Genomic DNA, 15,959 nt, shown 5'->3' on the forward strand with positions numbered 1-15,959 from the left:
ATCAGGCGGCTTTTTTCTTGTAAAGCATCATATCCGTGTAAGAAGAGCTGTAATTCATGTGAGCATTGAATTCCACCTTTGTGCAGTTTTCAAAAGGATTACCCAAATCCCTGTTTCTACCTATCCATTCACACAACTCCAGAATTGAAGATTTGTTGGAAGTGAAATATACGTATGAATGCCCCTTCAGTACATTCAGCACATCCAGGTAGTCGGCCATATTCCAGTACATGTTATAGGTTCCTACGTCAGTGGACAGATAGGGCGGATCAACAAGAAATACTACCCCAGGAATATCTTTATACCGGTTGAACACTTCTTTGTAATCGCAAGATACGATTTCCAACCCTTCAAGATAGTCCGCACATTCCGGGTAGCCGGTCTTACGTATATTGTTGTACAGAGCTTCCTTCCGCATATCCTGAACAGACAGTTTGTATTTCATGGAAAACAAGATAGAGGAGGAGAGGGTAATGAAATCCACATATCCGGTGGTATTCTCTTCCTGCTCGATGCGGCTTAATATTCGTTCACGCAGTTCCCCTTTAATGATTTTATGACGTGGTACGGAATTCCCTACCATTTCGCGAATGTCAGCAAGCAACTGATTTGTCTGCGGAATATGCTTCATGCGGAAGCGGTAGTTATCGAAGTCATTATAGATAACAGTAGAGTGGGGTTTGAGGGATTTGGCAATGTGAGATAATAGTCCAGAGCCACCGAACAGGTCAACAAACAATGTTCCATCCGGATATTGCTCCAGCACTTTCATGAACTCCTTGGCGAACATGCGCTTTTGCCCGACAAATGGGAGAGGGGCTGACAGATACATCTTTCTCATACGTTCAATTCAAATTTTACATTTTCATTGCCGGCAAGCAGCTGTTCTGTTTTGTCGATGTTGTTTTCGTAAATATGCACGTTCCCCAGATTCAGGGTGATGGATTTTAGCGGCAACTCAATCTGCCTTGATATTAAGTACAAATGATAAATATCTGCCGGCAGTCCTAAATTTGCATCACTGCTTCGCTGATAGGCAGTCATGACCAGTTCTCCTTGCTCTATCTGGAACTGAACAAGACTAAGGCATGGAGCCTGGTTACTTTCTGTTCCTGTAGATCCGAGAAACAATATATAGTTTTTGCTGTTCCTTTTTTCCCTGTTTATGCGTTCGATGAGTGGCGGCAGTTTTTCAAAATAGGTTGGGTAGCTGTTCACAAGGATTGAGCCGCAGTAGTCCCACCAGTTGATGCCGACCTCTCTGTATCTTTCCACGTTGCGCTCGCCTCTCATAAACAGTTGTAGCTCGTTTTTTAACTTCTTCCGCGCTATGGTATGCCCTTCGAATATATCCAGAAGGTCGGCAGGGAGCAGCGTCAGCTGTTCATTCAGCAGGTAGCGGATATTCCCTTTCTTATTGCTTTGCATCTTTCCGGATGAAAGCACCTTGCCTAAGATTTGATAATATTTGTTCATGATATGAATGTTGTTTATTGCGATACAAAGGTAGGGTAGGGGAGTTTGCCTTTAATCTTGGGAAGTCCTGATTACACTGCACACAAATTGCAGTCGGTTTTAAAACGCCTGATCAGGTCATATACCTTTCGTTCACTGATGCCATATCGTAGGGAAAGCGTTGCTACGATATAAGACACTTTTTCACCATTGGTATGCAACTTGTTATATTCATTATATAGTTCTATATATTGCACATCATCGGGTCGTATGCCCATGTAATGGCATGTTTTTAAAAGCTCCCTGTTCAATTTTAGTATCTCAATTACTTTCATATCCAGTTAAATTTTGTACATTTGCACTGTCTCACTTATTTATGCGCTTTATGCGTACATCTTAAAAAAAACGCAGAACCGCGAGCGAGGGTATTTGCCCCCGGTCGCGCGGTTCTGCGTTTTTGGTGTTAATAAGTAAGTGAGACGACTAATTAACAGGCCGGGGGCTTTTTTTATCCCTCCCCCGTGGGATTGTCAATCATTCAATCCGGTATAATTCCAAATTGAACTTATCCTTCTTCTTCCAGCCTTCAGCCAGAGCCTTTTGGATATACCTTACCGCTTTCGTATAGAAGTCCTTCAATTCATCCAAATTATCAAAGGTATGGTATTCGGGTTGCTCATCCGAACCGAATTTGAATGTAACTGGAAGGGTCTCTCCGCCCGTCTGAACAGCCAAGTCGTATGCTGCCTTATAGTTGTACTGGTTTTCTGTAGAAAGCCATACAGGGGCATCCTTATACACGAATCCGGACAGGATAGCTGCATCAGTCTGGCTGTTATACCAGGACATAACCAATGTGCGGATTTCTTCATCAGTGGGCTTATGGCTGAACTCCTCTTCCATGTAGGAGGCAGAGCCGTTCTCTTTCTCCTGCACATCCCAGCGGATGCGCCATTTGTCTTTAACCGGGTTCGTGCATTCCATCAGCGACACACCGGCACTTCCTTCAACTCTTCTCATGTAAACACGTATTTGGTTCTACCTTTGCCGAAGGTCTCTGTCTTGATGGTCGTTTCAAACGGAAAGCCATCCGGCATTTCTTTCACTTGTGCGAGAATATTCTTCATTTCCTCGCTGTTGGTGAAGAATTTCTTTGCCTCGCCGTTCACTTCGATGGCCACAATACAGCGGTCTTCTCCCTGCTCGGTCTTGATACCGGTCTCAAAATCCTTCACTACAATCGGTAAGTTTACCAGTTCCCGGATGCTTACCACCACGCCGGGAAATCGCTTCTTGCCGTCCTCCGGTTTGTAAGCGACATTCAAGTCTTTAAAACTTCTCATTTCTTTGCCTGTTAATTTTTTAAACAACTTATTACAGTCGGCGTGTTTCGTCATGCCGTAGAAACTGGCAATCAATTCCCGCCGTCTTTTTCTCGATTTTACCTCGTGCATCTTCCGGGCAAACTTCTGCTTGATACGTTTCCGCAATCTCACATAGTCAGGACGAATAACATAGCCAAGGAAATCAATGCCTTCTTCTACAGGGAATACCCGTTCATTCGGCTTAATTTCCAAGTCTATTTTCTCCATTTGCCCGTGAATAACATCACGAATCTTCCACAATTCCGCTTTCGTTTTACCGAGTACCAGTCCGTCATCGCAATAGCGGTAGTAATAACGAACCCCATACCTATCCTTCAGATAGTGGTCTAAAAATACAGACAGAAGCAGGTTGCCTGCTCCTTGTGAACTGCGCAGTCCAAAGCTGATACCTTCCGGCAGCAGTGTCACGAACCGCTCCAGCAGCACCAACAGCCTTTCATCCTTGAATACCCTGCGGAAACACCACATCACAAAATCCTGCCGCACATTGTCGTAGAACCTGCGGATGTCAAACTTGTAGGCATACAGCGTGCACTCCGGGTCTTTTTGCAAATCGGTACGTATGCAGTGCATCAGATCATGAGTGCCACGTCGTTTAATGCTGGCCCCGGTAGTCCGGATATAGCGTTTCTGTAGGTGACGGTCCACCACGTTCATTACGGCATATACTGCGATGCGGTCATACATGGATAAAATCTGCAGGATGCGACTTTTGCCATACTCTTTGATTTCCGTCTCATGGTATCCACCAAGTTGAAACGAACCATTTTCAATGGCAGCAGTAAGTTCGGATATAACCTTCTCCCTACGGGCAAGCAGTTTTTCCCCTTGAGTGGACTCTTTACGATCGGTTCCACGCAGTACGGCATCGAATGCCTCCGACATATTGGAGTATTCGATGATTTCCTCTATGATGTATCCTTCCCTGCGCATACGGTTCTGCTGTTGGTTTGTAAATACGGAAGATAAGGGCCTTCCTTTCCCCGGGCCTGACTTCTTCGAACTGATAACAGCCTACCAAACTCCACCCGACGCGTGATTTTTCAGCTTTCCACCCTAATGGGTGCTGTTGCTGTGGCTTGCTTCCCTCGGCACTGCATTGGGGACACGTCCCCGGTGCTGTACGCCGATTAATTAGATTTCCAGACGCGAGCCGACATTCGCATTCGTGTTCGAAGCATCGTTATTCGCATTCGCATTCGACACACCGCCATTCGCGTTCGCATTGTTGTACCCGCGATAGACCACACGGACTATCGGGAAGCTCCGCCGGGTACAAAGTTACTGATTTAACAGGCAAAATGAACTAAAGCATTACACTATCCACCAAAATAGGGCCGACAATATGCCGCCGATGACGGTAAGAGACCAGTCTATCCAGTCCCAAAGTCCTCCTTTCAGTTTGTCTTTGAGTTCCAGACAGGAGGCAGCGATAATGGATGCATACAGAGCCGTCCACGGATTGAGGGCGGCAAATCCTACAAGAAGGCCGCCAATAAGGTGCTTATAGCGGTTGCTTTGTTTGAGAAATTCGATAATTTTGTTCATAATGAGTTGTTTTTGAAAATTGTTTTGTATATTTGCAGTGAGGAATAGCATTAGAAGTCCAGTGCCGGATTGTAGTTCCGGAAGATTGCTTCTTTTGCTATTCTTTTTTTATCTTGTTGTAAAGTTCCGGACTATCCGATATACTATGCAGCACATATTCTCCCCAATCATATTCACGGACAATCAGCAAATTTTTTTCTCCACTCACTTCCACTTCAAAAATGTGTGACTGTACGACACGTTTGATACCTTTATGGTTATCTGTTGTGCCAAGGTATGCTGCATTTGAAAACACATTGTTTATGTCCAGCAGCATTTGATTTTTGGCTTTGAAATGTTTGTGCGGTTGATTAGTCCATTCTCTAATAGAGGTACCTGTAATATTCACATCATGATGAAAATGTGTATTACGGATAATAGTTCCTTGTAATGGCTTGGCTGCTGCACGTGTTTGTTTTGCATCGGTTTTTGCTAATTCCCGAACCAGTTTACATGCAGCGCACAATTCATTTTCCGGAACGAAGACCAGTTCCATCTTTCCGTTGCTCATATCGCAATCCTTACACCGTTTGATGGTGTATGGGTTATAGTCGGGCATCGTCTTTTGTTCCATGCCTGCATTGAACCGGAACATACCTTTCTTGTCAAGTTCCAAAGCTGACTCTCCTCTTGCCATAGCCTCTTCATGATCCGTAGTCGGATACTTGGATTTGCGTACCTGGACTACGGAACAGCGGCAGCCCCATCCGTTAGGCGGATAGAATTCTTCCCAGAACGGGTCTGAAGCCGGGAGTGTAATGCCGGCCATCTCCGCATGGGTGGGACGTACCTTTGCATCCCCGGCCGTGCGGTACTGCAGATAATAGCGGTCGCCGTCCTGCATGAACCGTTCCCATTTGGCCGCCATTTCAGCTGAAGCCTGTACGAAGTTAAATTCAGCCCGTAGATAGTTTGAATTGTATGTTTCGTCGATCTTCCGGACATCATTCAAAAAGCGTTCGAACGTCTTTCTATTGCCGTTCTCATCCAACAAGGAGGGAAAGGCTTCATTCAGTTCATGAAAGGTCTTCAGCCCGGAGAATACATAGTTGGAGCGCTCCAGCCGTTTGCGCATAGCCTCGGACATTTCCACCTGCCGGAATGATCCGTTCAGGACAGAAGAATGAGTCTCTATAAAATCCTGCGCTTCTTCGGATGCCAGAATACCTATTTCAAGGCTTGCCCCTTCCTGCCGGAACAGTACCTTCATCATGCGGTCGAACTTTTCACGTACCAGGTCAACCGGTGTGCATATATCTTTTCCGGATGCATACTGCAGCAAGGTTTTTGCAATTCCTTCATTCTGCTCCGGATTATGCAGATTGGAATATGACAGCAGTTCATTGGAGAATGTTTTCCCCCTGAGTGTTGCGCTGATCAGCTCGGCTTCAAACTCGGCCCGGTTCTCCAGGGCATATCTGGACAGTTCCTTTTCGATAAGTTCCCTGTTCACCTTTTCCATGTTCCACTGGTGCTCTACCATGCTGTAAGCTTTGGGCTCCAGCAGCGCATCGATGTGGTGACCGAGTTCATGAAGGAATGTGTTATCCTGTGCACCTGAGCGGTACTGCATTTTCTTTTCCTTGTACGATTTGTAGTCTCGTTCACGGAGTTCGTTGAAATACAGAATACCGTCATCACCCTCGAACATGGGTGCCCGGTATTCTGCTCCGGAAGTTTTTCCTCCTTTCTTTTTAAGCAGTCTGGGAAGCTTGATGCCATGTTCCAGGATAATACGGGCTGCATCTTCCGCATCTTTTCTGGCTTCTTTGTTCTTGATTATTGAAGCCCATTCCTTGGCCATTTTTTCGATGTCCTCCGTTTTTCCCGCCTGCAGGATGGGCTTCCTGTTTTCCAACAATCGGGAATATCGCTGGTGCAGCCCCGAATAATCATCGGGGCTCAGTCGAAAAAACGGGACAGCGTTTCAGCCGGTTTGCCGTCTTTCTTTTTTTTCGGATCTGTCGGGTCCGGCTCTTCCTTCTGCTCCTTCTCCTCGCACGGAATGCCGTATTTTTCCTCAAAGTACTGAGGCTTCACCTTGTAGTGCTGCAGTACCATTTCTTCGTAGGCTTTCTGCTGTTCGGGCGTGTAGTCAATGGAGTAGTCCCAATCAAAGCGCAGCCCTTTGACAGGGAACCCGTGGCGCACCATTCGCGGAATGAGCTGGTTGTTCACTATATCCCGAAGCATATCACAGTCGCTTTCCACGAGGTTCTGGAACACTTCAAGGTGCGTTTCAGACTGTGAGAGGCTGCTTCCGTCCTCGATGGTCATCGTCTGCCCGATGATAAGCTTAGACAGTTCGGAGTTGGCCCGATCGATGCGCTTGTCATAGACATTGAATGCATCTCCCTTGCCGCTTTCCACAAATTCGATTTCGGTTTCCATTCCTGCCACCATGGAGAGGGCGGTTCCGGCTTCACGCAGCATTTGGTCGAGACGGTCAATCTCTTTCTGATCGCGCGAAGTGGTGCGTGCTATACGCATGGGCATTCCGAATATTTCCCCGAAGGTGTCCCAAAAGGCCAGCATGTTCTTTTTGGGGATAGTCTGTGAAGCTGCCTTGAGATACAGCCCGAGGTCGTCGGGCCTGCCTGCCTCAATGAGCCAGTCGGAAAAAGGAGGCTGGCGGTAATCTATACCGGTAGTCCAGTCCTGCCCGAGGTCGGTTATGACACGTCCGTACTCAGGAATGACATGTTTGCGCGGAATAAGCTTAACATCCGAATAACAGATGCAGCCGTCGCCGTCAGTGCAAAGATCGCCCAATTCGATGAGCGAATGTCCCCAGTAGATTGAATCAAGTGCATAGCGCATGAGCTGCTTGAACCAGGACTGGTCAAAGAAGTGAACCGCTTCTTCGTTCTCATCCCCTTTCATATCCACGATTTTGAAAGAACGCGCCATGACAAAACCTCTGCGCTGCTCCACACACCCGGAGAGGTGAAGGTCTATTTCCGCGTCCCGGTAGATGTCGTACAGGCGCTGGCGGCTGGGGCTGTCCACATTGATGGCATACTGCCAGGCATCGCGCCAGTTCTTGATGTCCTTCCGGGTGAGTGCATCAGTGGTGCGTTGCAGGTCGATGACCATTTTCTGCACCCGCTTGATGTCTTTCCCCTTGGCCAGATTAAAATTGCCGTATGGCGTTTGCAGTACGTTTTTCGGTTTATTGGAAAACATACCGCTGAAAAAGTCTTTAATATCCATAGTCCTACCAGTTATGATGAAGCTGCTTCTGACAGCTGTAAACAAATGAATTTCCGGACGGAAGCCCATCTTCTCCGACAGCCAAAGGCAAATCAGGGACAATTTTTCCGGCCTGTATCCCCTCGAGCATTTTTATTGCACGCTCGTAGCGTTCCTTGCGCACCTCGCTTCCCATTTTCTGCGGAACTGACGCGCTCATGTGATAGAGTGCGATGTCGCAGGCGTACGTTACGATGAGCTTGTTACGCTGTTCATCCTGTGCAGAGAAAATGGCCGTACAGTCGTATTTCGAACGCAGATAGCCGGATATTTCCTCCAAAGCCACCGTTTCCGCATCGGCACGGTTTTTGGGGCTTACCTGAGAGATGACCTTCAATGCGTTGTCGCCGATGACAACTTTGTAATCTTCTTCTGTAATGAACATGACTTTACTTTTATTTAGTGATGAACAATGCCATTTTTTCTATATCCCGGATAGTGGTTCCCTTGCGGAAACGGTGGTGGTGAATCAGTTCGCAGATATTCCTTTTGGGGACAACTTTCAGTTTGCCGCCCATATACAGGACATAGTACTTTCTTCCGTAAAGCTTGGCATACTTGCAAGCACGGGCAACGGCACGTTTATAGCGCCATGCAAAAATCATTCTTTTAATCAGCTGTATCATGTTACCATATATTTTTGGCGGTCGGCCTTTTACCGAACACCGGTTGAAAACTCTCCTGCCTTGAATTGCGCTGCAGCATCCAGATGGCTCCCTCGTCGGCATCCGGTGCATCATCGTGAATACGGCTGCCACGCTCCAGTGCCAAGGTCTGTTCGATTCCGGTCTGCATATCCGGCGATTCTTTCAACTTCTCATTGTAGAATACGAAACCGCGTTCCCATAATGGTGACACCGCTTCGATGCGCTGGAGCTTGTCCGGTTTCTTTCGTTTGTCCGGCATGATGGGCAGTTGGTATCCACGCAGATTCCCTTCTGCCTCAAACTCATCCAGAATGACATCCTGCATGAAGTTCGCTTCCATAAAGAACTGGACGGCTGCCGTATCACGTGTACGCTCGTAGAGGTCGTAAAGCCACCGTACCATTCCGGAAACGGTATCCTGCCGGACGTAACAGTCTATAAGGTGCAGTTCCTTCCCAATCTTGCCCCAAAGGCGGCAAGCCTTGTAGTCGTTGGAAGTGGTCGATTTGAAAGAGGGGTCGGTATAGCAGACCAGCATTTCATACTTGGGCAGTCTGGGCAGTTTCTTGTAACGAATCCAGTCTGCCCGGAAGATAGTGCCGTCCACGATGGGGTTGTGCATCATCTCCTTTTCCCATGCCCGGTAGCCTACAAAATCCCTGTATTCCTGCGCCTCTTCTTTCGTCCATTTTTCGCGCCATACCGGTTCTCCGTTCTTGTCTATTGCCTTGATGACAGATACATGCACCCCTTTTGTCTTGGTGAGATTGGCCAGCACCGAGTTTTTAGAAATGAGGTTCCCGACCATGATAAAGCGTCCCCGGCCCACATCCAGTGCACCAAAAAGGGCTTCTTTTACCCAGTCTGTAATGTCATGCACCCGTTTCTCATTGCGGCACAGTTCGTCGTCATCCAAGTCATCGATGACGATGTAGTCCGGACGTGCTTCCCGGTCGCGCAGACCACGCGGAGACTGTCCGCGTCCGCAAGCCAGGAATTTCACCCCGTTGGCCGCCTTGAACTCCCCATCCTGCCAGGAGGTATTCCCCTGTTGCTTGCCGAAGTCGGCAATGATGCGCTGGTTATGCTCCAGTTCTGCCTGAATATCTCCCAGTAGGCGCGTGGCTGAGTCCTCACTTTTGCCGACCACCACCATGAAGTTGATGAGCCGTTTGGGCTGGAACATCAGCCACAGCGGAACAAAAATGTCCATGTGTGTGGACTTGGCATGGCCACGCGGCCACATGAACACCGCCTTCAGGTTGGGTGTGCCTTTTACTTTAGCCGCTGCCGCATTGTGGAACGGTGCATTGTGGATGGTGCGTATGACTTCTCCGGTGGTTTTGTCACGCAAGGTGAGGAAGTGGGGAAAGTAATATTCACAGAACGCAGCATAGTTACCTTGTAGGCGCAGAATACGCCTGTCCTTTTGTGCCGGTGTCTCGCCCGCGAGCAAAGCCGTATCCGTGATGGACTGCACTCTTTTACAGTGTTCCTTCCACTGTTCGTATGCCTGTTTCTTTTCCGCTGCTGTTGCCATAGCCGTTTTATTTTATGCCCATCTGTTCGGTGATATACAGATCCTGGTACTTATTGATTGCCCTGACCAGTTCCGGAGTCACTTCCGGGTCGATGGTTGAACGGTATTCAATCCATTTGGAGAATGCCATGAACACTTCAATGACATCCACTACGTTGGCCTTCTTGTCTAACTTTTCAATCACTGCCGAAAGTTTGGCCAGTTTGTCCCCGAGACCGGCTACAAGTGCAGGGTCGTTTGATTCGTTGACTTGAGTAATGAGTGTATCAATGGTGAGCAGGAGTTTGTTCACCAGTTCCGGCCGGGTGACGTTCTTTGCCGCCCTTGCCTCTTTCCATCCGTCAGCCGTGCACCATTTTGAGATGGTGACGCGTGACACGTCCACTTTCTCCGCAATTTCAGTCTGTTCCATGCCGGAAAGGAACAGTGAGCGTGCAAGAGATTTTTTCTTTTCGATTTCTGCCTTTGTCATATAATAAAGAATATAGGGTTAAAGGCAGGCTTCGGAGTCCCTTGCACCTGCCCGATTTATTCGCAAAGTTGTCCGCTTATCAGCTTGCAGCCAAAATAATGTGCAACGGTTTCATAGAAGTGTGCAACCATTGCACACTTTTTTGGCTTCCCGGTAAGTGCTCTGTAATATTGCAGCGCCAATGCATAAAGGCGTGGCATGAGAAAATGAGTAAACGTGTAAGAATTTCAAACGACAGCCTGAACAGCTACGGAAGCCGTGTGTTGACATCGGGCATGAGTGTGGAGCAGTATTGCCGAAACCCGGTACTGCTGTACATGCACCAACGCGGAAACGTGATTGGTTATGTGAAGGACCTTCGGGTAGAGGATGGTGAAGTAACCGGGGAACTGGTGTTTGACGAAGCGACCGACCTCAGTAAAAGATGCAAGAAACAGTTTGAATTCGGCAGCCTGAGAATGGTGAGTGCCGGAATAGACATTCTGGAACTGAGTGACCAGCCCGAACATTTGCTGCAGGGGCAGACCAGCCCGACAATAACCAAAAGCAAGCTGTATGAGGTATCACTGGTGGATGTAGGTTCCAATGATGATGCCATCGTACTGATGAAGGATGGAAAACAAATCACATTGGGAAAGGATGGTGATTGTCCTTTGCCACTAATCAATAACCAAAAAACAACAGAAGAAATGGAACTGAAACTTTTGGCCCTTCAATTGGGGCTGCCGGAAACGGCAACGGAGGCTGATGTTAATCAAGCCTTAAATGAACTGAAAGCAGCCAAGGCAGAGAATGATTCCCTGAAGCAAGAAAACGGGAAGCTGACTTTGGCCCGTATTACCGGTCTTGTGGAAAAGGCAGTGGTGGAAAAACGTTTGGGAGAAGACAAGAAGACACAGTTTATCGAACTTGGCAAGAAGGTCGGTGCCGATGAACTGAAGAATGTGCTTGATGCCATGCAGCCCCAGGTGAAGATTTCCACTGTATTGAGCTATCAGGGCGGCAAGCAGCAGGCACAGCCGTCCACCTATGCCAAACTGAGCGATGTCCCGAGTGATGCGCTGCTTGAAATGCGCGAGCATAACCCGGAGGAGTACAAGCGCCTGTACAAGGCTGAATACGGCATGACCTGTGAAATTTGAAAACCTTTAAAATGAAGAAAATGGGAAAAATTGTAATGCTTTTGACGGCACTTCTGTTCAATACGCTGACAGGTGTCGTGTGTGCTTCGGTATTGGGATTCTCTCCGGTGGCCGGAGCTGTGGGAATGAATGCGGTGGCAGCCTTTATGGGAATGGCCCCGCAAAGTACTTCAATACTCCGTGAAGGGGTTTATACGGAAATCTGGACAGGGGAACTTGTTAAGGTGCTCCGTGCCGGACTGGAAGGAACCTGGCTGTCAGGAATCCCCGACCAAAGCAGTATCGTGAATAACGATGTGATTCACCTGGTAGAAGTTGGTGTAGATCCGGATGTCTTGATAAACAATAAAACCTATCCGATTGACGTGCAGGCTTTGGAAGACAAGGATATTGCCATCAAGCTGGACAAATTCCAGACCAAGGCTACGCCGATTACAGACGATGAGCTTTATGCCATCAGCTATGACAAGACCGCCCGTGTGAAAGAGGGACATGCCAACAGTATCAATGATGCGAAGTTTACCAAGGCGGCCCATGCGCTTTGTGCGAACAAAAATACGGAAACTACTCCGGTGCTTAAGACTACCGGCGAGAAAGATCCGGCTACAAATCGTCTGCGCCTTACCGTGAATGACCTTGTGGAAATGAAGCGTGCCCTTGACAACCTGCGCGTACCGTCAGACGGCCGCAGACTGGTGCTTTGCCCCGACCATGTGAATGACCTGCTGCTGACCAGCCAGGCATTCCGTGAACAGTACAATATTGACCGCAACAGCGGCAAGGTAGGTAACCTTTACGGCTTTGAAATCTACGAGTACGGCAACAACCCGCTTTATACTACAGCCGGAGTGAAGAAGGCATTGGGTACAACGGCAGAAGCCGGTGAATTTCCGTGTTCGTTTGCCTTCTACAAACAGAGGGTTTTCAAGGCAACAGGTTCTACCAAGATGTATTATTCCGAGTCAAAGAATGACCCGTTGAACCAGCGTAACCTGATTAACTTCCGCCATTACTTCATCTGCATGCCCAAGAAAGAGGATGCCGGAGTGGTAATGATGAGCGGCTATCAAGCATGATGATTATGGCAAAGTTGAAATATCTGGTAATACACTGTACGGCAACCCCGGAGGGGCGTGAAGTATCATCGGCGGACATCCGCAAATGGCATACTTCTCCGGTTGCCCAAGGAGGAAGAGGATGGAAGCAGGTTGGCTATACCGACCTGTTCCACCTGAACGGAGGCGTGGAACGTCTGGTAGAAAACAATGAGGATGCACAGGTGGACCCTTGGGAAGTGACCAACGGAGCCAAGGGATATAACAGTGTAAGCCGTCACATCGTGTATGCCGGAGGCGTGGAAAAAGACGGTAAGACCCCGAAAGACACCCGCACCGGCTGCCAGAAAAAGGCACTGGAGAAGTATGTGAAGGATTTTCATCGGAAATTCCCTGATGTACGCATTGTAGGACACAACGAACTGGCAGCGAAAGCCTGTCCGAGCTTCGATGTGCAGGAATGGTTGAAAGAAATAGGTATTAATCAATAATAAAACCGGGTGGTATGGACTTGAGCGAATTTATGAACATTATCCTTGGCGGCGGCCTGGTTGGTACGGTGGCGACCATTGGCTCCTTGCGGGCTACTGTGAGAAAAGCGAAAGCGGAAGCGATGAAGGCCGAGGCCGGTGCAGAGGCCATGCGCATAGATAACGCCGAACATGCCACCCGCATTTTGATGGAAAATATTGTAAAACCTCTAAAAGATGAATTTTGTGAAACAAAGAAAGAACTGGCCCGCAATACGCGCGAGATGGCCCGTCTTAGAAAAGCTATTGATACAGCCGGAAACTGTCCTCATCGTGACGATTGCCCTGTGCTTGACAGGTTGCGCGAGTCACCGAAAGAGCATGAACCGGGAAGTCCAGACGGAAACGGCAAGCGCCGACAGCGTGAGCGGAAGTCGACGGGCGGGACTGGTGATGGCGGGGATACCGGCGAGTTCGGTGAAGCTGACTATACCGGCGGACAGCCTCCGTAAGCTTCCTGAAGGTGCCGTGTACCGTGGCAAGAGCGGACAGGCCAACCTGACCGTAGGCAGTGACGGCAAGGGAAACCTTGTGGCCGAAGCCTCGTGCGACAGTCTGCAGCAGCTGGTGCTGTGGTATGAAGAAGAGCTGACACGCATCCGGAGCGAGACCAGGAACGAAACTTCGAATGACGTTCAAATAGAAGAAAAACGCCCTCCGAACCGGATGCGGACGTTTATGACAGGTGTATTGGCCGGCTTATTGGCCGGTGTGTTATTAACCATCAAACTTTATAAACGATGAACAAGAATTTTATGTACGGTATCGGTGCCGTGAAATACAATGACTTCGTGATAGGCTATATTGAAAAAGGCTCGTTTGACCTGAACGGGCAGAAGGCCGAAGCCGCAAAGATTGAGGCGGAACAGGCACCGGGTGCCCCCGTGCTGATCATTCCGCAGAGCAATGGCAGCATCGCCCCCACATTCAACGTAATCCAGACGGACTACAAGAACCTGCATGCCATGCTGGGCGGTACGCTGCACTATGCGAAAGAAGACACCGAGAAGAAGAACCCAATAGGCTGGACCGCCCCACAAGCCGCCCTGCTGATGCAAGGTCCATTTGAACTGGAACTGGTGAGCGGACGGAGCATCCTGATACCAAACGGCACGCTGCTGAGCAACCTGGGCGGTAAGCTGACGCTTACGGAAACGGCCAAGATAGAATGTACGTTGGAGGTGGCTATGCCGGAGGACGGTTCGCAGCCCTACGGCGTGTTTGACTCGAAAACCTTGCCCGAAGAGTGGGGAGAGCACAAGCTGCCTGCAGCGGGAGCAGCGGCGGCTGCCTCGGTTCAAAGTGAGGAGGCTACAAGCAAGGAGGGATAGTGTATGGCTGACCGGCTGGAACAACTGATAGAAATGGAGTGTGCGGATGCGCTGCTGGACAGCGGCGTGTCCGTTCCTCTTAAAAGGTGGAAGCTCCCATGGCTGAAACGCCCGCTGGAGGTGCGTGTGACGATGAAGCGTCCGAGACTGCGCGGGCAGATTCTGCTGGCGAGGGAATACCTGAAGATGGGTGTTGAACCTGGCTGGCAGCCGAAGGGCAAGACCGAGGAACTGGCCTTTGTAGCGGAACATGGCAAGGCTGTGAGCCGACTGCTGGCCTATACGGTGTGTCGTGGCTATGTGTCGCGACATGTGGGTATCGGTGTGACGGCATGGGTGCTTCGGAACTTTGTGGAGTGGAAGTATCTGATGGCGCTGTTCCGAACGTTTGAACGGCTGATGGGCACGAAGGATTTTATGCGTATTATCAGCTCGGCGGCGCGGGCGAACCCGATGACCCCGAGACTGAGCCAAAGAAGGATGGGGAGTTAAGAACCCGGTATGAGGGTTCCCATAGCCCTTTCGGTTTCGTGTGGCAGATAGCATCGGCAACGGGCTGGAGTGTGGACTACATTCTGGACGGTGTGAACTACCAGACCTTGATACTGATGCTGAGCGACGCTCCGCGATATGTTCGGCAGAAGGGAGGCAGCGGTAAGTGTGACAGCCACCCGGAGCGCAGTGCCGAGGATGAGGCGAACGATATAGTAGGATTTTTTCAAAGCAAACTGGAATGAGTAAACCTGTAGAAGTTGAATTTTTAATGAAGGACAAACTCACGCCCGGCATGAACAAGGCCGAGCGTGAGGCGCTGGAACTGCGTAATACCGTCAGGCTGCTGGAGGCTGAACTGGAAAGGCTGCGCCTTGCTGGGGAGACGGCCGCCCCCAATCTGGACCAGAGTGCCAATATCGCGCAGATCCATGCACTGGAGAAGCAGCTTGAGGAATTGCGGAGCCAGTTGAAACTGCTGCAGGAGGAATCGGAATCCGTGCAGGTCACCCCTGCAGATATACCTAATGCACAGCGCCAGTTCAATGGTCTGCACAACAGTATCCAGCAGATGGCGCGTGAAATGCCTTCCTTGGCCATGGGGCCGCAGATGTTCTTCCTGGCCATATCCAACAACCTGCCGATTTTTACCGATGAGTTGGCCCGTGCCCGGAAAGAATACGATGAGCTGCAGAAGTCCGGCAAGAAAGGCACACCGGTATGGAAGCAGGTTCTGTCCTCACTCTTTTCCTGGCAGACGGCTATGACCACCGGCATCATGCTGCTGGTAATGTACGGTGATGAAATCTGGGATTGGACGAAAAACCTGTTCAGCGCCAAAAAAGGCGTGGATGAATTCAACATATCACTCAAGGAAATGACCGAGATAGAGAAGGACGGCCGTGCCCAGATGGTGCGTACCCGCTTCGAACTGAAATCGGTCATCGACGAGATAAAGAACTTCACCGGCAGCAAGGAACAGGAAAAGGCGAAGGTAGAGGAACTGAACCGCAAGTACGGGGAATCTTTCGGGTATTATAAAACACTTTCCGAATGGTATGATACCCTTAT

The 15,959-nt window shown here is 49.2% G+C and carries 20 protein-coding genes and 1 pseudogene; 9 read left to right on the forward strand and 12 right to left on the reverse strand.

Annotated elements, in window-relative coordinates:
- Position 1: 1 nt before the first annotated feature.
- The 12 genes from H8S52_RS12950 to H8S52_RS13005 all read right to left on the reverse strand — a co-directional run bounded on the left by H8S52_RS12950 (position 2) and on the right by H8S52_RS13005 (position 10,338).
- A complete protein-coding gene (locus H8S52_RS12950) occupies positions 2–841 on the reverse strand; it encodes a DNA adenine methylase (RefSeq protein ID WP_119958499.1) in 840 nt (279 codons plus the stop codon).
- Complete coding sequence (locus tag H8S52_RS12955) at positions 838–1,476, reverse strand: thymidylate synthase (RefSeq protein ID WP_119958500.1); 639 nt, start codon at positions 1,474–1,476, stop codon at positions 838–840. Before H8S52_RS12955 ends, H8S52_RS12950 begins: the two co-directional genes overlap by 4 nt.
- 71 nt (positions 1,477–1,547) lie before the next feature.
- Positions 1,548–1,790 carry a hypothetical protein gene (locus H8S52_RS12960; RefSeq protein ID WP_032951854.1) on the reverse strand — a complete coding sequence of 81 codons (243 nt, stop codon included), beginning with the start codon at positions 1,788–1,790 and terminating at the stop codon, positions 1,548–1,550.
- A 199-nt stretch (positions 1,791–1,989) separates the two neighbouring features.
- Positions 1,990–2,475, reverse strand: a complete 486-nt coding sequence (locus H8S52_RS12965; RefSeq protein ID WP_119958501.1) for a hypothetical protein — start codon at positions 2,473–2,475, stop codon at positions 1,990–1,992.
- Positions 2,472–3,773, reverse strand: a complete 1,302-nt coding sequence (locus tag H8S52_RS12970; RefSeq protein WP_120387403.1) for a reverse transcriptase domain-containing protein — start codon at positions 3,771–3,773, stop codon at positions 2,472–2,474. The genes H8S52_RS12965 and H8S52_RS12970 overlap by 4 nt, the downstream gene beginning before the upstream one ends.
- 381 nt (positions 3,774–4,154) lie before the next feature.
- The gene (locus H8S52_RS12975) at positions 4,155–4,388 is read right to left on the reverse strand and encodes a hypothetical protein (protein ID WP_008782246.1); all 234 of its coding nucleotides are present in this window, start codon (positions 4,386–4,388) and stop codon (positions 4,155–4,157) included.
- Between the two features lie 97 nt (positions 4,389–4,485).
- Positions 4,486–5,640 (reverse strand): phage minor head protein, encoded by a 1,155-nt coding sequence (locus H8S52_RS12980; RefSeq protein ID WP_119958537.1) that lies wholly within the window; start codon positions 5,638–5,640, stop codon positions 4,486–4,488.
- Positions 5,641–6,329: 689 nt separating this feature from the next.
- Positions 6,330–7,640, reverse strand: coding sequence for a DUF935 family protein (locus tag H8S52_RS12985; RefSeq protein WP_120387402.1), 1,311 nt, complete (start codon positions 7,638–7,640; stop codon positions 6,330–6,332).
- Between the two features lie 4 nt (positions 7,641–7,644).
- Entirely contained in the window at positions 7,645–8,064 is a 420-nt protein-coding gene (locus H8S52_RS12990; RefSeq protein WP_119958504.1) for a phage protein Gp36 family protein, read from the reverse strand.
- A gap of 10 nt (positions 8,065–8,074) precedes the next feature.
- Positions 8,075–8,305, reverse strand: coding sequence for a hypothetical protein (locus H8S52_RS12995; RefSeq protein ID WP_119958505.1), 231 nt, complete (start codon positions 8,303–8,305; stop codon positions 8,075–8,077).
- Position 8,306: 1 nt separating this feature from the next.
- Positions 8,307–9,866, reverse strand: a complete 1,560-nt coding sequence (locus H8S52_RS13000) for a hypothetical protein (protein WP_119958506.1) — start codon at positions 9,864–9,866, stop codon at positions 8,307–8,309.
- A gap of 7 nt (positions 9,867–9,873) precedes the next feature.
- Complete coding sequence (locus H8S52_RS13005) at positions 9,874–10,338, reverse strand: terminase (RefSeq protein ID WP_005798268.1); 465 nt, start codon at positions 10,336–10,338, stop codon at positions 9,874–9,876.
- Positions 10,339–10,544: 206 nt separating this feature from the next.
- Here H8S52_RS13005 and H8S52_RS13010 point away from each other — a divergent pair, with 206 nt between their 5' ends.
- From H8S52_RS13010 to H8S52_RS13050, 9 genes and pseudogenes are all read left to right on the forward strand, one after another.
- A complete protein-coding gene (locus H8S52_RS13010) occupies positions 10,545–11,480 on the forward strand; it encodes an HK97 family phage prohead protease (protein WP_186909956.1) in 936 nt (311 codons plus the stop codon).
- A gap of 35 nt (positions 11,481–11,515) precedes the next feature.
- Complete coding sequence (locus H8S52_RS13015; RefSeq protein WP_005798264.1) at positions 11,516–12,556, forward strand: hypothetical protein; 1,041 nt, start codon at positions 11,516–11,518, stop codon at positions 12,554–12,556.
- Positions 12,557–12,561: 5 nt separating this feature from the next.
- Positions 12,562–13,026, forward strand: coding sequence for an N-acetylmuramoyl-L-alanine amidase (locus H8S52_RS13020; protein ID WP_008778307.1), 465 nt, complete (start codon positions 12,562–12,564; stop codon positions 13,024–13,026).
- Between the two features lie 14 nt (positions 13,027–13,040).
- Positions 13,041–13,517, forward strand: coding sequence for a hypothetical protein (locus H8S52_RS13025; protein WP_117911366.1), 477 nt, complete (start codon positions 13,041–13,043; stop codon positions 13,515–13,517).
- The gene (locus tag H8S52_RS13030; RefSeq protein ID WP_222620324.1) at positions 13,459–13,809 is read left to right on the forward strand and encodes a hypothetical protein; all 351 of its coding nucleotides are present in this window, start codon (positions 13,459–13,461) and stop codon (positions 13,807–13,809) included. Before H8S52_RS13025 ends, H8S52_RS13030 begins: the two co-directional genes overlap by 59 nt.
- Positions 13,806–14,396, forward strand: coding sequence for a hypothetical protein (locus H8S52_RS13035; RefSeq protein WP_119958509.1), 591 nt, complete (start codon positions 13,806–13,808; stop codon positions 14,394–14,396). The genes H8S52_RS13030 and H8S52_RS13035 overlap by 4 nt, the downstream gene beginning before the upstream one ends.
- Before the next feature lie 3 nt (positions 14,397–14,399).
- On the forward strand, positions 14,400–14,888 hold the full coding sequence (locus tag H8S52_RS13040; RefSeq protein WP_186909957.1) for a hypothetical protein: 489 nt from the start codon (positions 14,400–14,402) through the stop codon (positions 14,886–14,888).
- A 38-nt stretch (positions 14,889–14,926) separates the two neighbouring features.
- Positions 14,927–15,133: a hypothetical protein gene (locus tag H8S52_RS13045; protein ID WP_117911372.1), complete on the forward strand. Its 207-nt coding sequence runs from the start codon at positions 14,927–14,929 to the stop codon at positions 15,131–15,133.
- Positions 15,130–15,959 (forward strand): annotated as a pseudogene (locus H8S52_RS13050) (viral A-type inclusion protein); the annotation flags it as partial. The gene H8S52_RS13045 and the pseudogene H8S52_RS13050, both read left to right, overlap by 4 nt.

It is taken from the genome of Bacteroides sp. NSJ-48 (genome assembly GCF_014287405.1).
Lineage (GTDB): Bacteria > Bacteroidota > Bacteroidia > Bacteroidales > Bacteroidaceae > Bacteroides > Bacteroides stercoris.